This is a genomic window from Amycolatopsis sp. NPDC004772, from assembly GCF_053601215.1.
The window spans coordinates 161,824-177,758 of sequence record NZ_JBSGBK010000003.1; the positions used below are offsets into that span (position 1 = coordinate 161,824).

A 15,935-nucleotide genomic window follows, 5' to 3' on the forward strand; every position below is an offset into this window, starting at 1 on the left:
GCGGAGCAGTGTTCCGTATTGTTAGCGGAGCAACGTTCCGTTTGCTCCATCTTGCCACGGAGGCATCTCTCATGCAGTACCGCACCTTGGGCCGCACCGGTGTCCAGGTCAGCACCCTCGCGCTCGGCGCGATGAACTTCGGCGCCATCGGGAACACGACCCAGGACGACGCCACCGCCATCGTCGACGCCGCCCTCGAGGCGGGCGTCAACCTGGTCGACACCGCCGACTTCTACGGCGAGGGCGAGTCGGAGACGATGGTCGGCAAGGCGATCGCCGGCCGCCGCGACGACCTCGTGCTGGCCACGAAGGCGACCATGCCGATCGGCGAGGAGCGCAACCACCGCGGCAATTCGCGCCGCTGGCTGGTCACCGCGCTCGACAACAGCCTGCGCCGCCTCGGCGTCGACCACGTCGACCTCTACCAGATCCACCGCTGGGACCCGGCGACCAGCGACGAGGAAGCGCTTTCCGCACTGACGGACCTGCAGCGCGCGGGCAAGATCCGGTACTTCGGGTCGTCGACGTTCCCGGCCTACCGGATCGTCCAGGCGCAGTGGACCGCCCGCGAGCACCACCTCGGCCGGTACGTCACCGAGCAGCCGAGTTATTCGATCCTGCAGCGCGGCATCGAGGCGCACGTGCTGCCGGTGACCGAGGAGTACGGCATGGGTGTGCTGGCGTGGAGCCCGCTGGCTTCGGGCTGGCTGTCGGGCGCGGTCCGCGCGGGCCGGGAGCTCAGCGGCAACCGCGCCAAGGTCCTGCCGCAGCGCTTCGACCTCGACGTCCCGGCCAACCGCGCCCGGCTCGACGCCGTCGAAAAGCTGGTCAAGGTGGCCGACGCGGCCGGCCTCACCTTGATCCAGCTGGCGCTCGGCTTCGTCACGGCGCACCCGGGCGTGACGAGCGCACTGATCGGCCCGCGCACGCTCGACCACCTGACGTCCCAGCTGGCGGCCGCCGACACCGTGCTGCCGGCCGACGTCCTGGACGAGCTCGACACGATCGTCGCGCCCGGCGTCGACCTGGCCCCGGACGAGAAGTTCGACACCCCGCCGGCCCTGCTGGACCCGACCTTGCGGCGGCGCCGGTGAAGTTCGGCATCATGACCGCACCGATGCAGGTGGGGTACGACGAGATCCTGCGCGTGTGGCGCGAAGCGGACCAGGTGCCGGAGATCGAGCACGCGTGGCTGTTCGACCACCTGCTGCCGATCGCGGGCGACCCGTCCGGCCCGATCTTCGAGGGCTGGACCCTGCTGTCGGCCCTGGCGGCCCGGACATCGCGGATGCGCATCGGCCTGTTGGTGACCAGCAACAGGTTCCGCCCACCGGCAATGCTGGCCAAGATCGCAACGACGGTCGACATAGTATCGGGCGGAAGGCTCGACTTCGGCATCGGCGCGGGCTCCCGGCCAAGCCACCCCTTGGCGCGCCGAGAGTACGACGCACACGGCTTGCCGTACGACAGCCAGGACGACGCGGTGGCGGCCCTGGCGGAGGCGTGCACGGTGATCCGTCGCTTGTGGACATCCCCGGAACCGTTCGACTTCGCGGGCAAGCACGTATCGTTGACGGGAGCATTCGGAAACCCGAAGCCGGTACAGAAACCACACCCCCCGATCATGATCGGCGGCCGGGCAAGCGCAACACTGAGAGTGGTAGCCGAGCACGCAAACCAGTGGAACATCCCGGGCGGCGGCGACATCGAGGATCTGGCGGCCCGCAGCCGGTTGCTGGACAGGTATTGCACGGAGATCGGCCGAGACCCCGCCGAGATAACGCGATCGATCTTCCTCCCGGTGGAGTACAACCAACCGGAGCTGACGCGAGGGAAGATAGCCGAAGCAGCAGAGGCGGGCTTCGAACATGTGGTGCTGGGCTTGGGAAGCCCGTACCCCGAGGGAGTGGCGAAGTGGGTGGCGGAGGAACTGATCCGCAGGTGAGCACGGCGCGCTTGTCATCGGAGGAGCTGGGTGGTCATCCCGTCGCCTGAGGCCGTCAAAATCACTTTGAGCCGGGCCCGCAACCCACAGCGCGAGGCTGGGTGACGACGCGGGCTTGCGGGCCCGGCTCAAAGTGATAGGCCTCAATCAGGCGACGGGATGACCACCCCGCGGCCCACCCCACCCAACGCTGGCCAGCAGCGCGAAGGGGTGGTCATCCCGGAGCCTGCCTGTCCGGCGAGGACGCTTTTTGTCTTTCTGCCGCGGCAGAAAGATCTGCCGCGGCTGGGGCGGGGGAGGTCTGGTGACGTCGTTGGTTCCCTTGCGCCCCCGGCCGCCGGTTCGCAGCGCCCCCAACCCGGCTTGCGCCCTTGGCCGCCGGTCCGCGGGAGGCGATGCCCTGGCCGGCCCGCGCTCCCGGCCGCCGGTCCGGAGGCGGCCGCAGCCCCCCACCGCAATCAAACCGAGTTGGCCAAATGCGCCAAGGCCGACCGCAGCACCTGCCGGACCTCCGACGGCAGGCCCGCCAGCTTCCGGTCCTCCACCTCCCGGATCGCAGCCCGGACCGCCGCGTGCCGCGCACCCCCCTCCCGCGTCAACCGGACCACCCTGGCCCTGCGGTCGGCCGGGTCCGGCTCGCGGATCACCAAGCCCTCCGACTCGAGTGCGTCCAGCAAGGCGATCAAGCGGGTCTTGTCGTAGCGGATCTGCTGGGCCAAGACCAGCTGGCTGGGCGCCGATCCGGCGGCCAGGGCCGTCAGCACCACGTACTGCCACATCGACAGCCCGTGCCCGTCCAGCACCGGCCGCTCGGCTTCGGCCAGGTTGCGGCCCGCCGCGGCGCAGAGGGCTCCGAGATCGTCGTCCTCGTTCACCGGCGGGATTTTACGCGTCGACAAATCATACGCAGGTGCGTATCGTTTCCGGCATGACACTGGGACGCGCCGAAACCCGCACCATCTCCGTCGCCGCTTCGCCCGCGCGGGTCGTCGACTACCTCGCCGATCCGCGGCACCTGCCCGAATGGGCGCCCGGGTTCGCCAGCGCCGTCGACCACGAGCACGACGACGTCTGGCGCGTCCAGACCGAACGCGGCCCGCAGCGGGTCGCCGTGCGGGTCGCGGCCGAGCACGGGGTGGTCGACGTCGTCAGCGCCGATGCCCCCACCCTGGGCCTGTTCACCCGCGTGGTGCCGAACCTGGCCGGCGCCGAACTGATCTTCAGCCTGTTCTTCCCCCAGGACACCGATCCGTCGGCGGTCGACGCGCAGATGGCGGTCGTCGGCGAGGAACTGCGGGCCGTGCGCGAGCGCGTCGAGAGAGGCCGGTGAATCGGGACCCTCCTCACCGGCCTCTTCCGCCGGCGAGGAGGGAAGACCCGCGAGTCAGCCCGCCGCGCAGAGGACGCCGTTCAGGGTGAACGCCGTCGGCAGGATGTTCGGCCCGCTGTAGTCGGCCGTGAACCCGACGTCCACCCCGGCCGCCGGTGGGGCCGATGACGAGACCGTCACCGTCGTGCCGTTCTGCGCCCAGGTTCCGCTCCAGCCGCCGGTGAGCTTCTGCCGCGCGGTCGGCCAGTTGAACGTCAACGTCCAGTCCCCCACCACGCCGGTGCCGGTGAGGTGGATGCCGCCGACGAAACCGCTCGCCCAGTCGGTGCTGTCGGTCAGCCGGACCGTGCAGCTGCTCGACGCCGGCGCGCCGGTCGTCAACGTCAGCGGTGGGGAGGCCGCGGACACGTTGCCGGCCGTGTCGCGCGCCAGGACGTTGACCGTGTACCGGCTGCCCGGCACCAGGTTCCCGACGTCCAGGGACGTGCCGGTCGTCTCGCCCCACTGCTCGCTGGTCGTGCCGACCTGCCGGTAGACCTCGTACTTCGCGATCGGGTGGGCGCCGGGCGCGGCCGCGGGCCAGCTGATCGTCGCCGTGCGGTCGGTCGCCGTGCCGGTCGGCTGCCCCGGCTTCCCGGGAGCGGCAGCCGCGGCGGTCGCGGGGTGCAGCACCACCGTGGTCAGCGAGTACGGCGGCAGCGTCTGGGACGTGCTCGTGCCGGTCATTGCACTACCGATGGACGTCGCGCCGTTGGTCAAGGTGAATACCTGCGGCGCGCCCGCGGCCGGCGTGTAGCCCGCGTAGTCCAAGGTCACCGCCCTGGCCTGGTCGGGGTCCTTGTTGAGCAGCAGGACGGCCAGGTCGCCGTTCGGGCGGCGGACGGCGTGCGCGCCGACGAGCGGGTCGTCCGCTCCCGCGCGGACGAACTGGTCGCCGGGATGCGCGAAGGTGCTCAGCATCTTCAAGCCGTAGTAGGGCGCGAACGGGGTGTTGAGCGGGGGTTCGCAGCCACCGCCGTCCAGGCACGTGCCGCTGGAGAGCAGGCCGCCGTCGCCGTAGTCCGGGTATCCGGCCACTGTGGACAGTTTCGTCGGCCCGTTGTGCGTGTCCCACCAGTCGATCGTGAAGACGCCGTTCGCCAGCAGCGAGCTGTAGGTGTCCGCGGCGAACAGGGCGCCGGGCTGGGTGTTCATGCCGACCGGCGTGTTGGTCTCGGTCATCGAGATGCCGATGCGGCCGGAGTTCGGGCCCGCGTACCGGGCGATCTGCTCGCGCGTCAGGTAGATCATGTCGTTGATCTGCTCCGGCTTCGCGAGCGCCTCCGCCGCCGTCGAGCCGGTGGGGTACCAGTGCAGGATGACGAAGTCGATGTGCGGGCCCGCGATCGAAAGCACGGTCTGGTTCCAGCTCGCCGTGTCACCGGCACCGACGATGGCGTCGGGCCAGTTCGCCGGGGTCGTCAGCACGGCCCCGATCTTCACCGACGGGTCGGCGGCCTTCATCGCGTCGGCGTAAGCGACGACGCCGTTCGCATAACCGGTCGGGCTCTTGTCCGCGTGGTTGTCGGCTTCCCAGTTCGCGCCGTAGTGCCCGTTGCCGTAGAGCTCGTTGCCGATTTCCCAATACTTGACACCGTACCCCTTGGTGACGTTGGCGTACCGGACCCAGTCCGCGGCCTCCTCCGGGGTGCCGGTGCCGTAGTTGGCGATGATGATCGGCTGGGCCCCGGCTCTTCGGACGCCGCCCATGAAAGTGTCGAAATCGGTGTTCGGCGCCACGTACCCGCCCGGCGCGGTGTTGTCCTTCCAGTGGTAGATGTCGCCGTAGGAACCACCGGGGTAACGCATCGTGCGGACACCGGCGGCGCCGAAGAGGTCGGCCACCTCGTCGGTCCCCAGCTGGCTGTCCCAGACCGCGTGGTTGATGCCGATCCCGGTGTCCGGCATGGTCGCCAGCCCGGCTCGGGCGTTGACGGTGACCGTCGCCGTGGGCGCGGTCGCCGCCCCGGCGGTGCCGGCGGCCGGAACAACCGCGGCGAGCACGGCGATCACCGGCCACGCTGCCCAGCGCAGACGTCGAGCTGTCATGAAGGTCCATCCTCACTCGTCGGGCACGAACGGATGACTGGGAGCGCTCTCAGCGAGAGAACCACCGAGGGGGCCCGAAGTCAACGGAAGCCCTCGAATTTTGAGGAATGATCGTTCTTGACTGATCGTTCCTCAAAAGGCTAGGGTCCTGGCATGGGCAGGCGGAGAGCGTTCGACGAGGACGAAGTGGTGCACAGCGCCGTGAAGTTGTTCGGTGGCCGCGCGTACGACGGGGTGTCCGTCGACGACCTCGTGACCCACCTCGGCGTGCACCGCAACAGCCTGTACAAGACGTTCGGCAGCAAGCGCGGCCTCTACCTGGTCGCCTTGCGTCGCCACCTCGCCGACGACGTCCGCCCGTTGACCGAAGCGCTCGCCGCGGCACCCGACGCCGCGACCGCGCTGCAGCTCGTCACCTCGGCCGACCTCGGCCTGCTGCTGCTCGCGGTCGTCGAACGGGCACCGGCCGACGAGGAGGTGGCCACCGAGGTGGCCGCGGCGCTGGCCGCCATCGACCAGGCGATCGCCGACGCGCTCGGCCTGTCCCCCGTCCTGGCCGCCGCCCTCACGGCGGCCGCGCTGGGCATCCTCTTGCGCGGCAACCCCGACGGGGTCGGCGCCGCGCTCACCCAACATTTCGACTGACAAAGGAAAAGACATGGCACTGGTGCACATCGACGGCGACGACCTCGTGGTCGTGATCGAGGGTCTCGACAAGCTCTGGGCCTTCAAGAGCAGCCTCACCATCCCGCTGGCCAACGTCCGCGGCGCGACCGCGGACCCGGGCATCGCCGCCGACCCCAAGGGGATCCGCGCGCCGGGCGCCCACCTGCCCGGCGTGATCACGGCGGGCACGTTCCACCTCGACGGCGAAAAGGTCTTCTGGGACGTCAAGGACGCGTCGAAGGCCGTCGTGATCGAACTCGCCGACGAGCGCTACGCCCGCCTGGTCCTCCAGGTCGACGACCCGCGCGAGACCGTCGCGCTGGTCGAGAACACCCTGGCCCGGAGGAAGTAGACCGATGATTCCCCACCTCGCCGCGGCCGTGCTGACGCTGGCCGTCGTGACCGCCGTCCCCGCCGAGGCGGCACCACGTCTCGTGCCCGCTGTCGATCGCGAAGTCGTCTTCACCGTCGAGGGAACGGCGACGTACGGCACCCTGCACGTTCCCGCCCACCGTCCCGGGCAGCGGCTGCGCGCCGCCCTGCTGCTGCCCGGCAGCGGCCCCACCGACCGCGACGGCGACCAGCCACCCCACGCGACCCCGAACACCCTGGCGCAGGTGGCCGCCGCGCTCGGCAACGACCGGGTCGCCACCCTGCGGTTCGACAAGTACGGCACCGGCCGGACCGGGCTCGGCGCCTACCGCGAGCACCCGGAAACGCTCGACTACCCGGCGTTCGTCCGGCAGGCCACGGCGGCCTACCAGGTGCTGCGCGACCAGCCGGAGACCGACCCGCACGCGCTGATGGTCGTCGGGCACAGCGAGGGCGCGATGACCGCGCTGCTGCTCGGCGGCACCGCCCGCCCGCGCCCGGCCGGCGTGGGACTGCTGCAGCCGCAGGCGATCCGCCTGCTGGACCTGGTCGCGCTGCAATTGCACGCCCAGGTCGCCGAAGCGGCCCGCCAGGGCCAGCTCACCCCGGAGCAGCGGAACACCATCGACGCGGCGATCGACGCCGCCGTCACCGCCCTGCGCGAACACCGGCCGGTCGACCCCACCGGCCTGCCGCCCGCCGTCGCCCAGCTCTTCACGGCCTTCCAGGGCCCGAGCAGCCGGTTCGTGGACAGCGACGACGCCGTCTACCCGCCGGACACCGCCGCGGCTCTGCGGCCGGGGACCAGGGTGCTGCTGACCTGCGGCACCGACGACGTCCAGGTCCCCTGCACCACAACGGATGCCCTGACCGCCGCGCTGCGTCGCGCCCACGCGGGCGGGCCGGGCCGGGTGCCACTGTCCGGAGTGGACCACCTCCTGCACGACGCCGGGCACCAGGACACCCTCGCCCCGGCCGTGCTCGAAGCCCTGCACCGGTTCGCCGGGTGACCCTTGCGTGCCCTGGGGTTCCCGTCGAGTCACCGGAAGTCGCGGGAGGGGCCGGTTCGCACCGCCAGCTCGAGGTTTTCGATGCGGTCGGCCACCAGCGTGACCACCCCTTCGGCCGCCTGGACCTGGCCGCGGACGAGCAATGCGGCGCTCGTGCGGGCCACGAGCAGCTGCCGTCGCCACAGGCCCGGCGAGACCAGGACGTTGGCCATCCCGGTCTCGTCTTCGAGGTTGAGGAACGTGATGCCGCCGGCCGTCGCCGGGCGCTGGCGGTGGGTGACCGCTCCGCCCACCCACACGCGCGTTCCGTCTTCGGTCCGCATGAGCTCGGCCACCGTGATCGCGCCGCGCTCGTCCAGCAGCTCGCGCAGGTACTCCACCGGGTGGCTGTCCGGGGAGACGCTCGTCGCCCACAGGTCGGCCGCCGTCACCTCCAGCCGGGTCATGCCGGGCAGCGCCGGTGCGTCGAGGCCGGGGGCCAGGCCGGGCAGGTGCCCCGGCCGGGTCGCCGCCGCCGCGCCCGCCGCCCACAGGTCCTGGCGCCGGTCGCCGCCGAAGCCGCTGAACGCCCCGGCCGTGGCCAGCGCCTCCACGGCGTTCCTCTTCAGCCGCACCCGGCGGGTCAGGTCGCCGATGCTCGGGTACGGCCCGTGCGCCTCCCGCTCGGTGACCACCAGCGTCGCCGCGTCCTCGCCGAGGTGGCGGACCGCGGCGAGACCGAGCCGGAGCGCGACGCCGCCGGTGCTGGCGGCGTCCGGCTCCAGGGTGGCGCCGGCGAGGCTCGCGTTGATGTCCGGCTCGCGGACGCGCACGCCGTGGCGGCGGGCGTCGGCGACCAGCGATTGCGGGCTGTAGAAGCCCATCGGCTGCGCGCGCAGCAACCCGGCGCAGAACGCGGCCGGGTAGTAGCGCTTGAACCACGCCGACGCGTACACGAGCAGCGCGAACGACATCGAGTGCGCTTCGGGGAAACCGTAGCCGGAAAAGGCGTGGATCTGCTCGAAGATCCGGGTGGCCAGCTCGCGGTCGAGGCCGTTGGCCGCACAGCCCCGGAAGAACCGCGCCATCAGGGCCTTCATCTTGGCGCTGGACCGCTTGGCGCCCATGGCCCGCCGCAGCTGGTCGGCCTCGGCGGCGGTGAACGAGGCGACGTCGACCGCCATCTGCATCACCTGCTCCTGGAACAACGGCACGCCGAGGGTGCGGTCCAGTGACGCGGCCAGCAGCGGGTGCGCGTGTTCCCACTCCTCGTCGCCGCGGCGACGGCGGATGTAGGGGTGCACCGAACCACCCTGGATCGGGCCGGGCCGGATCAGCGCCACCTCGACGACCAGGTCGTAGAACTTCCGGGGCCGCAGCCGCGGCAGCGTGGCCAGCTGGGCCCGGGATTCCACCTGGAACACCCCGACGGCGTCGGCTGCGCAGAGCATGTCGTAGACCGCCGGGTCGGCGAGGTCCAGCTTCCCGATGTCCACAGTGGATCCGTGGTGCTCGGCGACGAGGTCTATCATGTGGTGCAGCGCGGACAGCATGCCGAGGCCGAGCAGGTCGAACTTGACCAGCCCGGCGGTCGCGCAGTCGTCCTTGTCCCACTGCAGGATGCTGCGGTCCTTCATGGTCGCCCACTCGACCGGGACCACTTCGGACACCGGCTGCTTCGAAAGCACCATGCCGCCGGAGTGGATGCCGAGGTGGCGCGGGAAGTCCTCGATCCGCGCGGCCAGGTCGAGGACGTCGTCCGGGATCGACCCGGCCGCCTGTTGCCTGGTCGCGGCGACGCCGCCCCAGCGGTCGACGAGTTTCCCGTAGGCATCCTGCTGCCCGGGGCTGTGGCCGAGCGCCTTCGCCGCGTCGCGGATCGCCGAGGGCGCCCGGTAGGTGATGACGTTGGCGACCTGCGCGGCGTGGAACCGCCCGTGTTTCTCGTAGACGTACTGGATGGCTTCCTCGCGGCGGCCGGACTCGATGTCGACGTCGATGTCCGGCGGGCCGTCCCGCTCCGGCGCGAGGAACCGCTCGAACAGCAGGTTCCACCGCACCGGGTCGGCGTGGCAGATCTCCAGCGCGTAGCAGACCGCCGAGTTCGCGGCCGATCCGCGGCCCTGGCACAGGATGTTCGCCTCCCGGCAGAACCGGACGATGTCCCAGACGACGAGGAAGTAGCCGGGGAAGCCGAGCTTGCCGATGACGGCGAGTTCGTGCTCGAGCTGGGCGTAGGCCTTCGGGTTCTCCTCGCGCGGGCCGTAGCGCTTCCGCGCGCCCCGCCAGGTCAGCTCGGTCAGGAACGACATCTCGTCGTGCCCGGCCGGGACCGGGAACGGCGGCAGGTCCGGCGCGACCAGCTGCAGGTCGAACGCCACTTCGACGCCCAGGACGGCCGCGCGGCCGACCGCGCCCGGGTAGCGGCGCTCGAAGCGGCGCCGCTGCTCCATCCCGGACCGCAGGAACGCCTGTCCCGACGGCGGCCGCCACCCGTCGAGGTCCTCGGCCGACCGCCGGGCCCGGACGGCGGCGACCGCGTCCGCCACGACGGCGTCCTCCGGGCGGGCGTAGTGCACGTTGTTGGACACCACCGTCGGCAGCCGGAGGTCCTTGGCCAGCGCGTCGAGCAGGTCGTTGGCGGCTTCGTCGGCAGGCAGCCGGTGGTCGATCAGCTCGACGGCGACGTGCGACCGCCCGAACCGGTCCACGAGCCGGGCCAGCTCGGCTCGCGCGGCGGCCGGGCCCTGCCGCGCGAGCGCCTGCCGGACGGCTCCTTTGCGGCAGCCGGTGAGGACGACGACGTGCCCGGCCAGCTCGTCGGCGAGCTCGTCGAAGTCGTAGACGGGCCGTCCCTTCTCCCCGCCGGCGAGCTGGGCGCGGGAGATGACGCGGCACAGCCGGTGGTACCCGGTCTGCTGCCGGGCGAGCACGAGCAGGTGCGACCCGGCCGGATCGGGCACCCCGCCCTGCGGCGCGGGCAGCCCGAGCGAGAGCTCGGCCCCGAACCCGACCCGCACCCCGAGCTCCCGCGCGGCGTCGTTGAACCGGACGGCGCCGTACAGGCCGTCGTGGTCGGTCAGGACGAGCGCGTCGAGCTCGAGCCGCGCGGCCTCCTCGACGAGCGTCTCGGGGTGCGAGGCGCCGTCGAGGAAGCTGAAGTTGGAGTGGACGTGCAGCTCGGCGTAGGGCGCCCGGATCCGGTCGCCGCCGTCGTCCCGGCCACGCCGGTCCACGAGATCGGGTGGCGCGCCCGCGTAGCCCTCCCGTTTGCGCGACCACGCGGGGGCGTCGTTGCCGTCCCCGGGAACGGGCGGCCGCCCGGAGGCGATCCGCTCCACTTCGGACCACGGCACACGCGGATTGTTGAACGCCAAAGCGGGCTCCCACCGATTTCGCTGTGGGGAAGCCAGCGACTACTGTTCGAACACACGATCGACCACTGTGGTCCGATCCTGCGCCGGGCGCGCGGCCGGTGTCAACTGTGGACGGACCGGAGTCGCGTCGGTCACAGCACCCGGTCGACCGTGAACGCCCGGGTCAGCCGCACCATCAGCCGCCGATGCTGCAACCCGGCGTCGACGACGTCGACGGCCGCCCACTCGACGGTGGTGACGACCTCGCGGACCACGCGCGGGGCCGTCGTCGCGCCGGCGGGCGGCGCGGTCGCCACGACCGCCGCGGCGCTCAGCAGCACCGCCGCGAGCCGGCGCGCGGGGTTCGCGGTCAAGGCCGGCCGCGGCACACGGACCCGGCCGTCGTGCTGGTTCCCATCGTGGTTCTCCCCTCGCCGGCCCGCATTCGACCGGCGACGGGAGCGTGGCAGCGTTCACTGCAATCGCACTGCAGTCTTACGGAACGTCGCCGGTCGGAGGTACGCTCGCCGTGGGGAGGGGGCGATTTGCGTGTCTGATGTCCGATTCGGCGTGCTCGGGCCGATCACGGCCTGGCGCGGTGCGGCCCCGGTCGAGGTGGGGTCCGCCAAGTGCCTCCGGGTGCTCGGGGTGCTGCTGCTGCACGCGAACCGGCGGGTGGACCGCGAGCAGATCATCGAGGGTGCCTGGGGCGGGAAGCCGCCGCGGAGCGCGGTCAACCTCGTCCAGAAGTACGTCGGGGACGTGCGCCGGTCGCTGGAGCTCGACGACGGCTCGCTGCAGACCGTCGGCACCGGGTACCTGCTGCGGGTGGCCCCCGGCCGGCTCGACAGCGACCGGTTCGCGGCCGGGCTCGACCGGGCGCGCGAAACCCGCGGCGACGGGGACCTGACCGCCGCCCGGCAGCACCTGGCCGAGGCGATGACGCTGTGGCGCGGGCCCGCCTTCAGCGGCATCGACACGCCCGCGGCCGCCACCGAACGCGCCCGGCTCGACGAGTACCGCCTCGGCGCGCTGGAAGACCTCGCCGAGCTCGACCTGCTGCGCGGGGAGCCCGCGCCGGCCATCCCCGAGCTGTCCCGGCTGACCGGCGAGCACCCGTACCGCGAACGCGCGCGGGAGCTGCTGATGCTCGCGCTCTACCGCAGCGGCCGCCAAGGCGACGCGCTCGCCGTGTTCGACGACATCCGGCGGCTGCTGGCCGAGGAGCTCGGCGCCAACCCCGGGCCCGGCCTGCAGCGCGTACACGCCCGGATCCTGCGTGCCGACCCCACGCTCGACCTGGTCACCCGTGCGCGGCCACGCCCGGTCGCCCAGCTGCCCGCCGACATCCCGGACTTCACCGGCCGGGCCGGGCCGCTGGGCGAGCTGATGGACCTGCTGGCCGGGCGCCGGGTGGTGGTCGTCGCCGGCGCGCCGGGGACCGGGAAGTCGGCGCTCGCCGTGCGCGCGCTCCACGACGCCCGCGACGAGTTCCCCGACGGCCAGCTCTACCTCGACCTCGCCGGCACCTCCGCGGTCCCGCGCGACCCGGCGGTGCTGCTGGCCGAACTGCTGCGCGCGCTCGGCGTCACGGACGCGGTCATGCCGCCCGGCCTGCACGAACGGGCCGCCCTCTACCGGTCGCGGCTGGCCGATCGCCGGATGCTGGTGCTGCTCGACGACGCCGCCGGCGCCCAGCAGGTGCGGCCGCTGCTGCCGCCGTCCGGGGGCTGCGCGGTGGTCGTCACCAGCCGGCACCGGCTGGCGGACCTGGCCGGCGCCGAGCACGTCGAGCTGGACGTGCTGCCCACCGAAGACGCCCTCGCCCTCTTCGCCCGCATCGCCGGGGCGGAGCGCGTCGAGCGGGAACCGGAGCAGGCCGAGGAGATCGTCCGGCTGTGCGGCCGGCTCCCGCTGGCCATCCGGATCACCGGGGCGAAGCTCGCGAGCCGGCGGGCGTGGACCCTGCAGGTGCTGCGCGACCGCCTGGCGGACGAATCCCGGCGGCTGCGCGAGCTGCGGGTCGGCGACCTCGACGTGCGGGCCAACTTCGACCTGAGCCTGCGGCTGCTTCCCGAGGACGCCGTCCGGGCGTTCCGGCTGCTGGGGCTGCTGGGCGCGGAGACGCTGCCGGCGTGGGTGATCGGCCCGCTGCTGGGCCGGCCCGTCCCGGACGACGTGCTGGACGCGCTGGTCGACGCCTACCTCGTGCGCCTGGTGACGACCGACCGCGCCGGCCAGCCGAGGTACCGGCTGCACGACCTGTTGCGCGCGTACGCGTCGGAAGGCGCGCAGGAGCACTACTCGTTCGAGGACCGCCGGGCGGCGGTGGAGCGGGTCCTCGCCGCGTGGCTCGCCCTCGCCGAGCAGGCCCGCGACCTGTGCTACCCCAGCCTCTTCCGGCCGACCCCGGGCCGCTCGCCGCGCTGGACCCCGGACCACGTGGTCGTCGACCCCATCACCTGGTTCGACGCCGAGCGCGGGACGCTGCTGCGGGCGATCGAACTCGCGGCGGACTGGGGCCTGGACGAGGCGGCCTGGGAACTGGCGGTCGCCGCGGTGCCGTACTACGACCACCGCAGCCTGTACCAGGACTGGAACCGCAGCCACCGGATCGCGCTGGACGCCACCGCCGCGGCCGGCAACACCCACGGCGAGGCGGCGTTGCTGCAGGGGCTGGGCCAGGTGCACATCTACCTGGACGAGATGGCCGAAGCCCGCAACGACCTGCACCGGTGCGTGAAGCTGTACCAGTCGATCGGCGACCGGCGCGGCGAAGGCCTCGCGCTGGCGAGCCTGGGCACGGTCCACCGCGTCCGAGGCGAACTCGACGCGGCGCTGGCCGTCGACCGGGAGGCGCTGGAGCACGTGGTGGCCGCCGGACACGGCCAGGCGGAGGCCCAGCTCCGGACGGCCATCGGCATCATCGGCTTCGAGCAGGGAGCCGGTGACGCGGGCCCGTGGATCGAGGAGGGCTTGAGGATCGCCCGCCGCCTCGGAGACCGCCACCGCCAGGCGGTGATCCTCCGCACCCTCAGCCGCTACCACCTGGAGACGGGCGACACCCCGGCGGCGCTGCGCAACCTCACCGAAGCGTTGACGATCTTCAGCGAAATCAGCGACGAGCGCTGCGGCGCGTACACCGACCAGCGGCTCGGAGCCATCCACGCGGAACTGGGCGACCGGGCAAGGGCGGAGTCGGCCCTCCAACGCGCGGCACACGTGTTCCGCGCCAACGGCGACCGCAGCAACGAGGCGGCGTGCTGGCAGCAGCTGGGCGAGCTCGAGAGGGAGCTGGGAGACCAGGCCGCGGCCCGGCGTCATCTGGGGTTGGCGGCGGAGCTGTGGCGGGCGGTCGGTTTGCCGGAGCGGGCGGAGGCGGTGGAGGCCACGTTGCTCGGGACGGGCGGCTGACGCCGGCGTTCGGCGTGGACTTGGCGGCCACGCTGCGGCAGGCGCGACCCCGGCCCCGCGGGACTACCCGGCTCGCCGAGCGCCGTGGCCGCAGCGGTCGGCTGGCACTGGCGCCGGCCCCGCGATCGACCTACCCGAACTGCGGCAGGCGGCCGGCGTCGCTAGTCGTAGCAGCCCTCGACCGTCCACTGTGGATTCTCGCCGATCGTGGCGCTGAGCAGCAGGGCGATGTCGCCGTCCTCTGTCGTGTCGCCTTCCAGGACCACCTGGACGCGGGCCAGGGGCCGCTCGCCTCGGCGGCCCGGGAGGACCGGGTGGACCACCCAGGGGCCGGCCGAGCCGATGACGCGGCGGGGCGGTCCCCCGTCGACGGCGACCGTTGATGGCGGGTAGCCGAGTTCGCCGCGGGTGGTGCAGCGGACGACGTCGCCGACCGCGTCGAGCACCTCGGCCGGCACCGGGCGCGGCGGGATGACCGTCGGCGAAGGTGCGGGCAGCCGTCCCGGCCAGGGGCGGTCCTCGGCCAGCGGGCGGCGCGGCTCGCCCCACGGGATGAGCCGGACGCGTTCGCCCGGGCCGCGGCCGCCGTCCAGCAGCGGGGTGACGACCGCGTCCGGGCCCAGCAGGCCCTGGATGCGGACCAGGGCGCGGCCGGCGCGTTCGGCGGCGTCGGCGTCGCGGCCCACCGAACCGAGCTGAAACTGCAGTGCCTGGCCGCCGACGACCTCCTCGGGGTCGAGGCGCAGCCGGACGATGCCGGCGGTCGGCCGGTCCCGCGCGGTGAGCCAGCCTTCGCACTGCCACCGCACGCGGTCGGCGGTCGCGCGGGCGGTGAGGGGTTCGGCGCAGCGCCAGACGCGTACGCGCTCTTCGCCGGCTTCGGTGACGGCGACGATCGCCAGGCGCGTACACGCGAAACCGTGGTTCGCAAGCCCGGCGAAGAAGCGTTCGCCGAGGGTCTTCGCGACGAAGGCGGCTTCGTCGACCCGGTGCAACGGTTCGTCGAAGATTTCGGTGACGGCGAGGTCCGGCGGCAGGGCGCGCCGCAGCGGCGGGCGTTCGGAGAGGCCGCGGGCGAGCCGGTGGGCGACGATGGCGTCTTTGGGGAACCGGCCGGCGACGTCCCGTTCGGCCAGCGCGGCGAACGCGCCGAGGGTACGCAACCCGAGCCGTTTGAGCAGGTCGACGAGCTCGCCGCGGTCCTCACCGGGCTGGTTCAGCTCGGCGATCGAGAGCGGCGCGAGGAACTCTTTCGTCCGGCCACGCGCAACGAGCGCGGACCGCCGGGCGGCGAGGGTGGCGGCGAACAGCCCGTCCGCGACCCCGACCTGGCATTCGACCCCGGCCCGCGCGGCGACTTCGTCGATGAGCAGCTCGACCAGGGCGGCCTCGCCGCCGAAGTACCCGGCAGCACCGTCGACGGGCACGGCAACCAGCCCCGGCCGCACGACTTCCACCCCGACGGCCTGCGCTTCGACGGCGGCGGCGACGGGTTCGAACAGCCGGGCATCGCGATCGGGATCGTGCTGGTGCACAACGAGTTCCGGACACCGCGACTGGGCGTCCCGCCGCCGCATCCCGCGCCCGACGCCGTGCTGCCGCGCGGAAGCGGAGCAGGCCACGACGCGATTGGCGGAGAAAACGGCGGCGGGCAAGGTGGGCGGCGACCCGGCAGCGGCCCCGGCGGCGACGACGGGCCAGTCCGGACACCACAGCACGAGCAACCGTGGCGCATCGCTCATCCGGCGGCCTGCTCCTGCCGCCGGGGTTCGGTC

At 72.8% G+C, this 15,935-nt stretch carries 12 protein-coding genes; 7 read left to right on the top strand and 5 right to left on the bottom strand.

The window, feature by feature from the left end; translation table 11 throughout:
- Positions 1 to 71 precede the first annotated feature (71 nt).
- The gene (locus ACWEF6_RS03380; protein ID WP_449681434.1) at positions 72 to 1,094 is read left to right on the top strand and encodes an aldo/keto reductase; all 1,023 of its coding nucleotides are present in this window, start codon (positions 72 to 74) and stop codon (positions 1,092 to 1,094) included.
- Entirely contained in the window at positions 1,091 to 1,945 is an 855-nt protein-coding gene (locus ACWEF6_RS03385) for an LLM class flavin-dependent oxidoreductase (RefSeq protein ID WP_449681435.1), read from the top strand. Before ACWEF6_RS03380 ends, ACWEF6_RS03385 begins: the two co-directional genes overlap by 4 nt.
- 458 nt (positions 1,946 to 2,403) lie before the next feature.
- On the opposite strand, the gene ACWEF6_RS03390 is transcribed toward ACWEF6_RS03385, so the two are convergent.
- Positions 2,404 to 2,820 carry a MarR family winged helix-turn-helix transcriptional regulator gene (locus ACWEF6_RS03390; RefSeq protein WP_449681436.1) on the bottom strand — a complete coding sequence of 139 codons (417 nt, stop codon included), beginning with the start codon at positions 2,818 to 2,820 and terminating at the stop codon, positions 2,404 to 2,406.
- 53 nt (positions 2,821 to 2,873) lie between these two features.
- Between ACWEF6_RS03390 and ACWEF6_RS03395 the strand changes: the two genes are divergently transcribed.
- A complete protein-coding gene (locus ACWEF6_RS03395; protein ID WP_449681437.1) occupies positions 2,874 to 3,275 on the top strand; it encodes an SRPBCC family protein in 402 nt (133 codons plus the stop codon).
- A gap of 54 nt (positions 3,276 to 3,329) precedes the next feature.
- Here ACWEF6_RS03395 and ACWEF6_RS03400 read toward each other — a convergent pair whose 3' ends face one another.
- Positions 3,330 to 5,363 carry a cellulose binding domain-containing protein gene (locus tag ACWEF6_RS03400; protein ID WP_449681438.1) on the bottom strand — a complete coding sequence of 678 codons (2,034 nt, stop codon included), beginning with the start codon at positions 5,361 to 5,363 and terminating at the stop codon, positions 3,330 to 3,332.
- Positions 5,364 to 5,516: 153 nt separating this feature from the next.
- On the opposite strand from ACWEF6_RS03400, the gene ACWEF6_RS03405 reads away from it, so the two are divergent.
- Genes ACWEF6_RS03405 through ACWEF6_RS03415 form a run of 3 tightly spaced genes read left to right on the top strand, consistent with a single transcriptional unit; the run spans position 5,517 to position 7,411 of the window.
- Complete coding sequence (locus ACWEF6_RS03405; protein WP_449681439.1) at positions 5,517 to 6,008, top strand: TetR/AcrR family transcriptional regulator; 492 nt, start codon at positions 5,517 to 5,519, stop codon at positions 6,006 to 6,008.
- A gap of 13 nt (positions 6,009 to 6,021) precedes the next feature.
- The gene (locus ACWEF6_RS03410) at positions 6,022 to 6,381 is read left to right on the top strand and encodes a hypothetical protein (protein WP_449681440.1); all 360 of its coding nucleotides are present in this window, start codon (positions 6,022 to 6,024) and stop codon (positions 6,379 to 6,381) included.
- A gap of 4 nt (positions 6,382 to 6,385) precedes the next feature.
- Positions 6,386 to 7,411, top strand: a complete 1,026-nt coding sequence (locus ACWEF6_RS03415; RefSeq protein ID WP_449681441.1) for an alpha/beta hydrolase — start codon at positions 6,386 to 6,388, stop codon at positions 7,409 to 7,411.
- A 29-nt stretch (positions 7,412 to 7,440) separates the two neighbouring features.
- On the opposite strand, the gene ACWEF6_RS03420 is transcribed toward ACWEF6_RS03415, so the two are convergent.
- Positions 7,441 to 10,767 (bottom strand): error-prone DNA polymerase, encoded by a 3,327-nt coding sequence (locus tag ACWEF6_RS03420; protein WP_449681442.1) that lies wholly within the window; start codon positions 10,765 to 10,767, stop codon positions 7,441 to 7,443.
- 131 nt (positions 10,768 to 10,898) lie between these two features.
- Positions 10,899 to 11,120 carry a hypothetical protein gene (locus ACWEF6_RS03425; RefSeq protein ID WP_449681443.1) on the bottom strand — a complete coding sequence of 74 codons (222 nt, stop codon included), beginning with the start codon at positions 11,118 to 11,120 and terminating at the stop codon, positions 10,899 to 10,901.
- Between the two features lie 175 nt (positions 11,121 to 11,295).
- Here ACWEF6_RS03425 and ACWEF6_RS03430 point away from each other — a divergent pair, with 175 nt between their 5' ends.
- Positions 11,296 to 14,160 (top strand): BTAD domain-containing putative transcriptional regulator, encoded by a 2,865-nt coding sequence (locus ACWEF6_RS03430; protein WP_449681444.1) that lies wholly within the window; start codon positions 11,296 to 11,298, stop codon positions 14,158 to 14,160.
- A 161-nt stretch (positions 14,161 to 14,321) separates the two neighbouring features.
- On the opposite strand, the gene ACWEF6_RS03435 is transcribed toward ACWEF6_RS03430, so the two are convergent.
- Positions 14,322 to 15,902 (bottom strand): DNA polymerase Y family protein, encoded by a 1,581-nt coding sequence (locus ACWEF6_RS03435; RefSeq protein WP_449681445.1) that lies wholly within the window; start codon positions 15,900 to 15,902, stop codon positions 14,322 to 14,324.
- Positions 15,903 to 15,935: the final 33 nt, after the last annotated feature.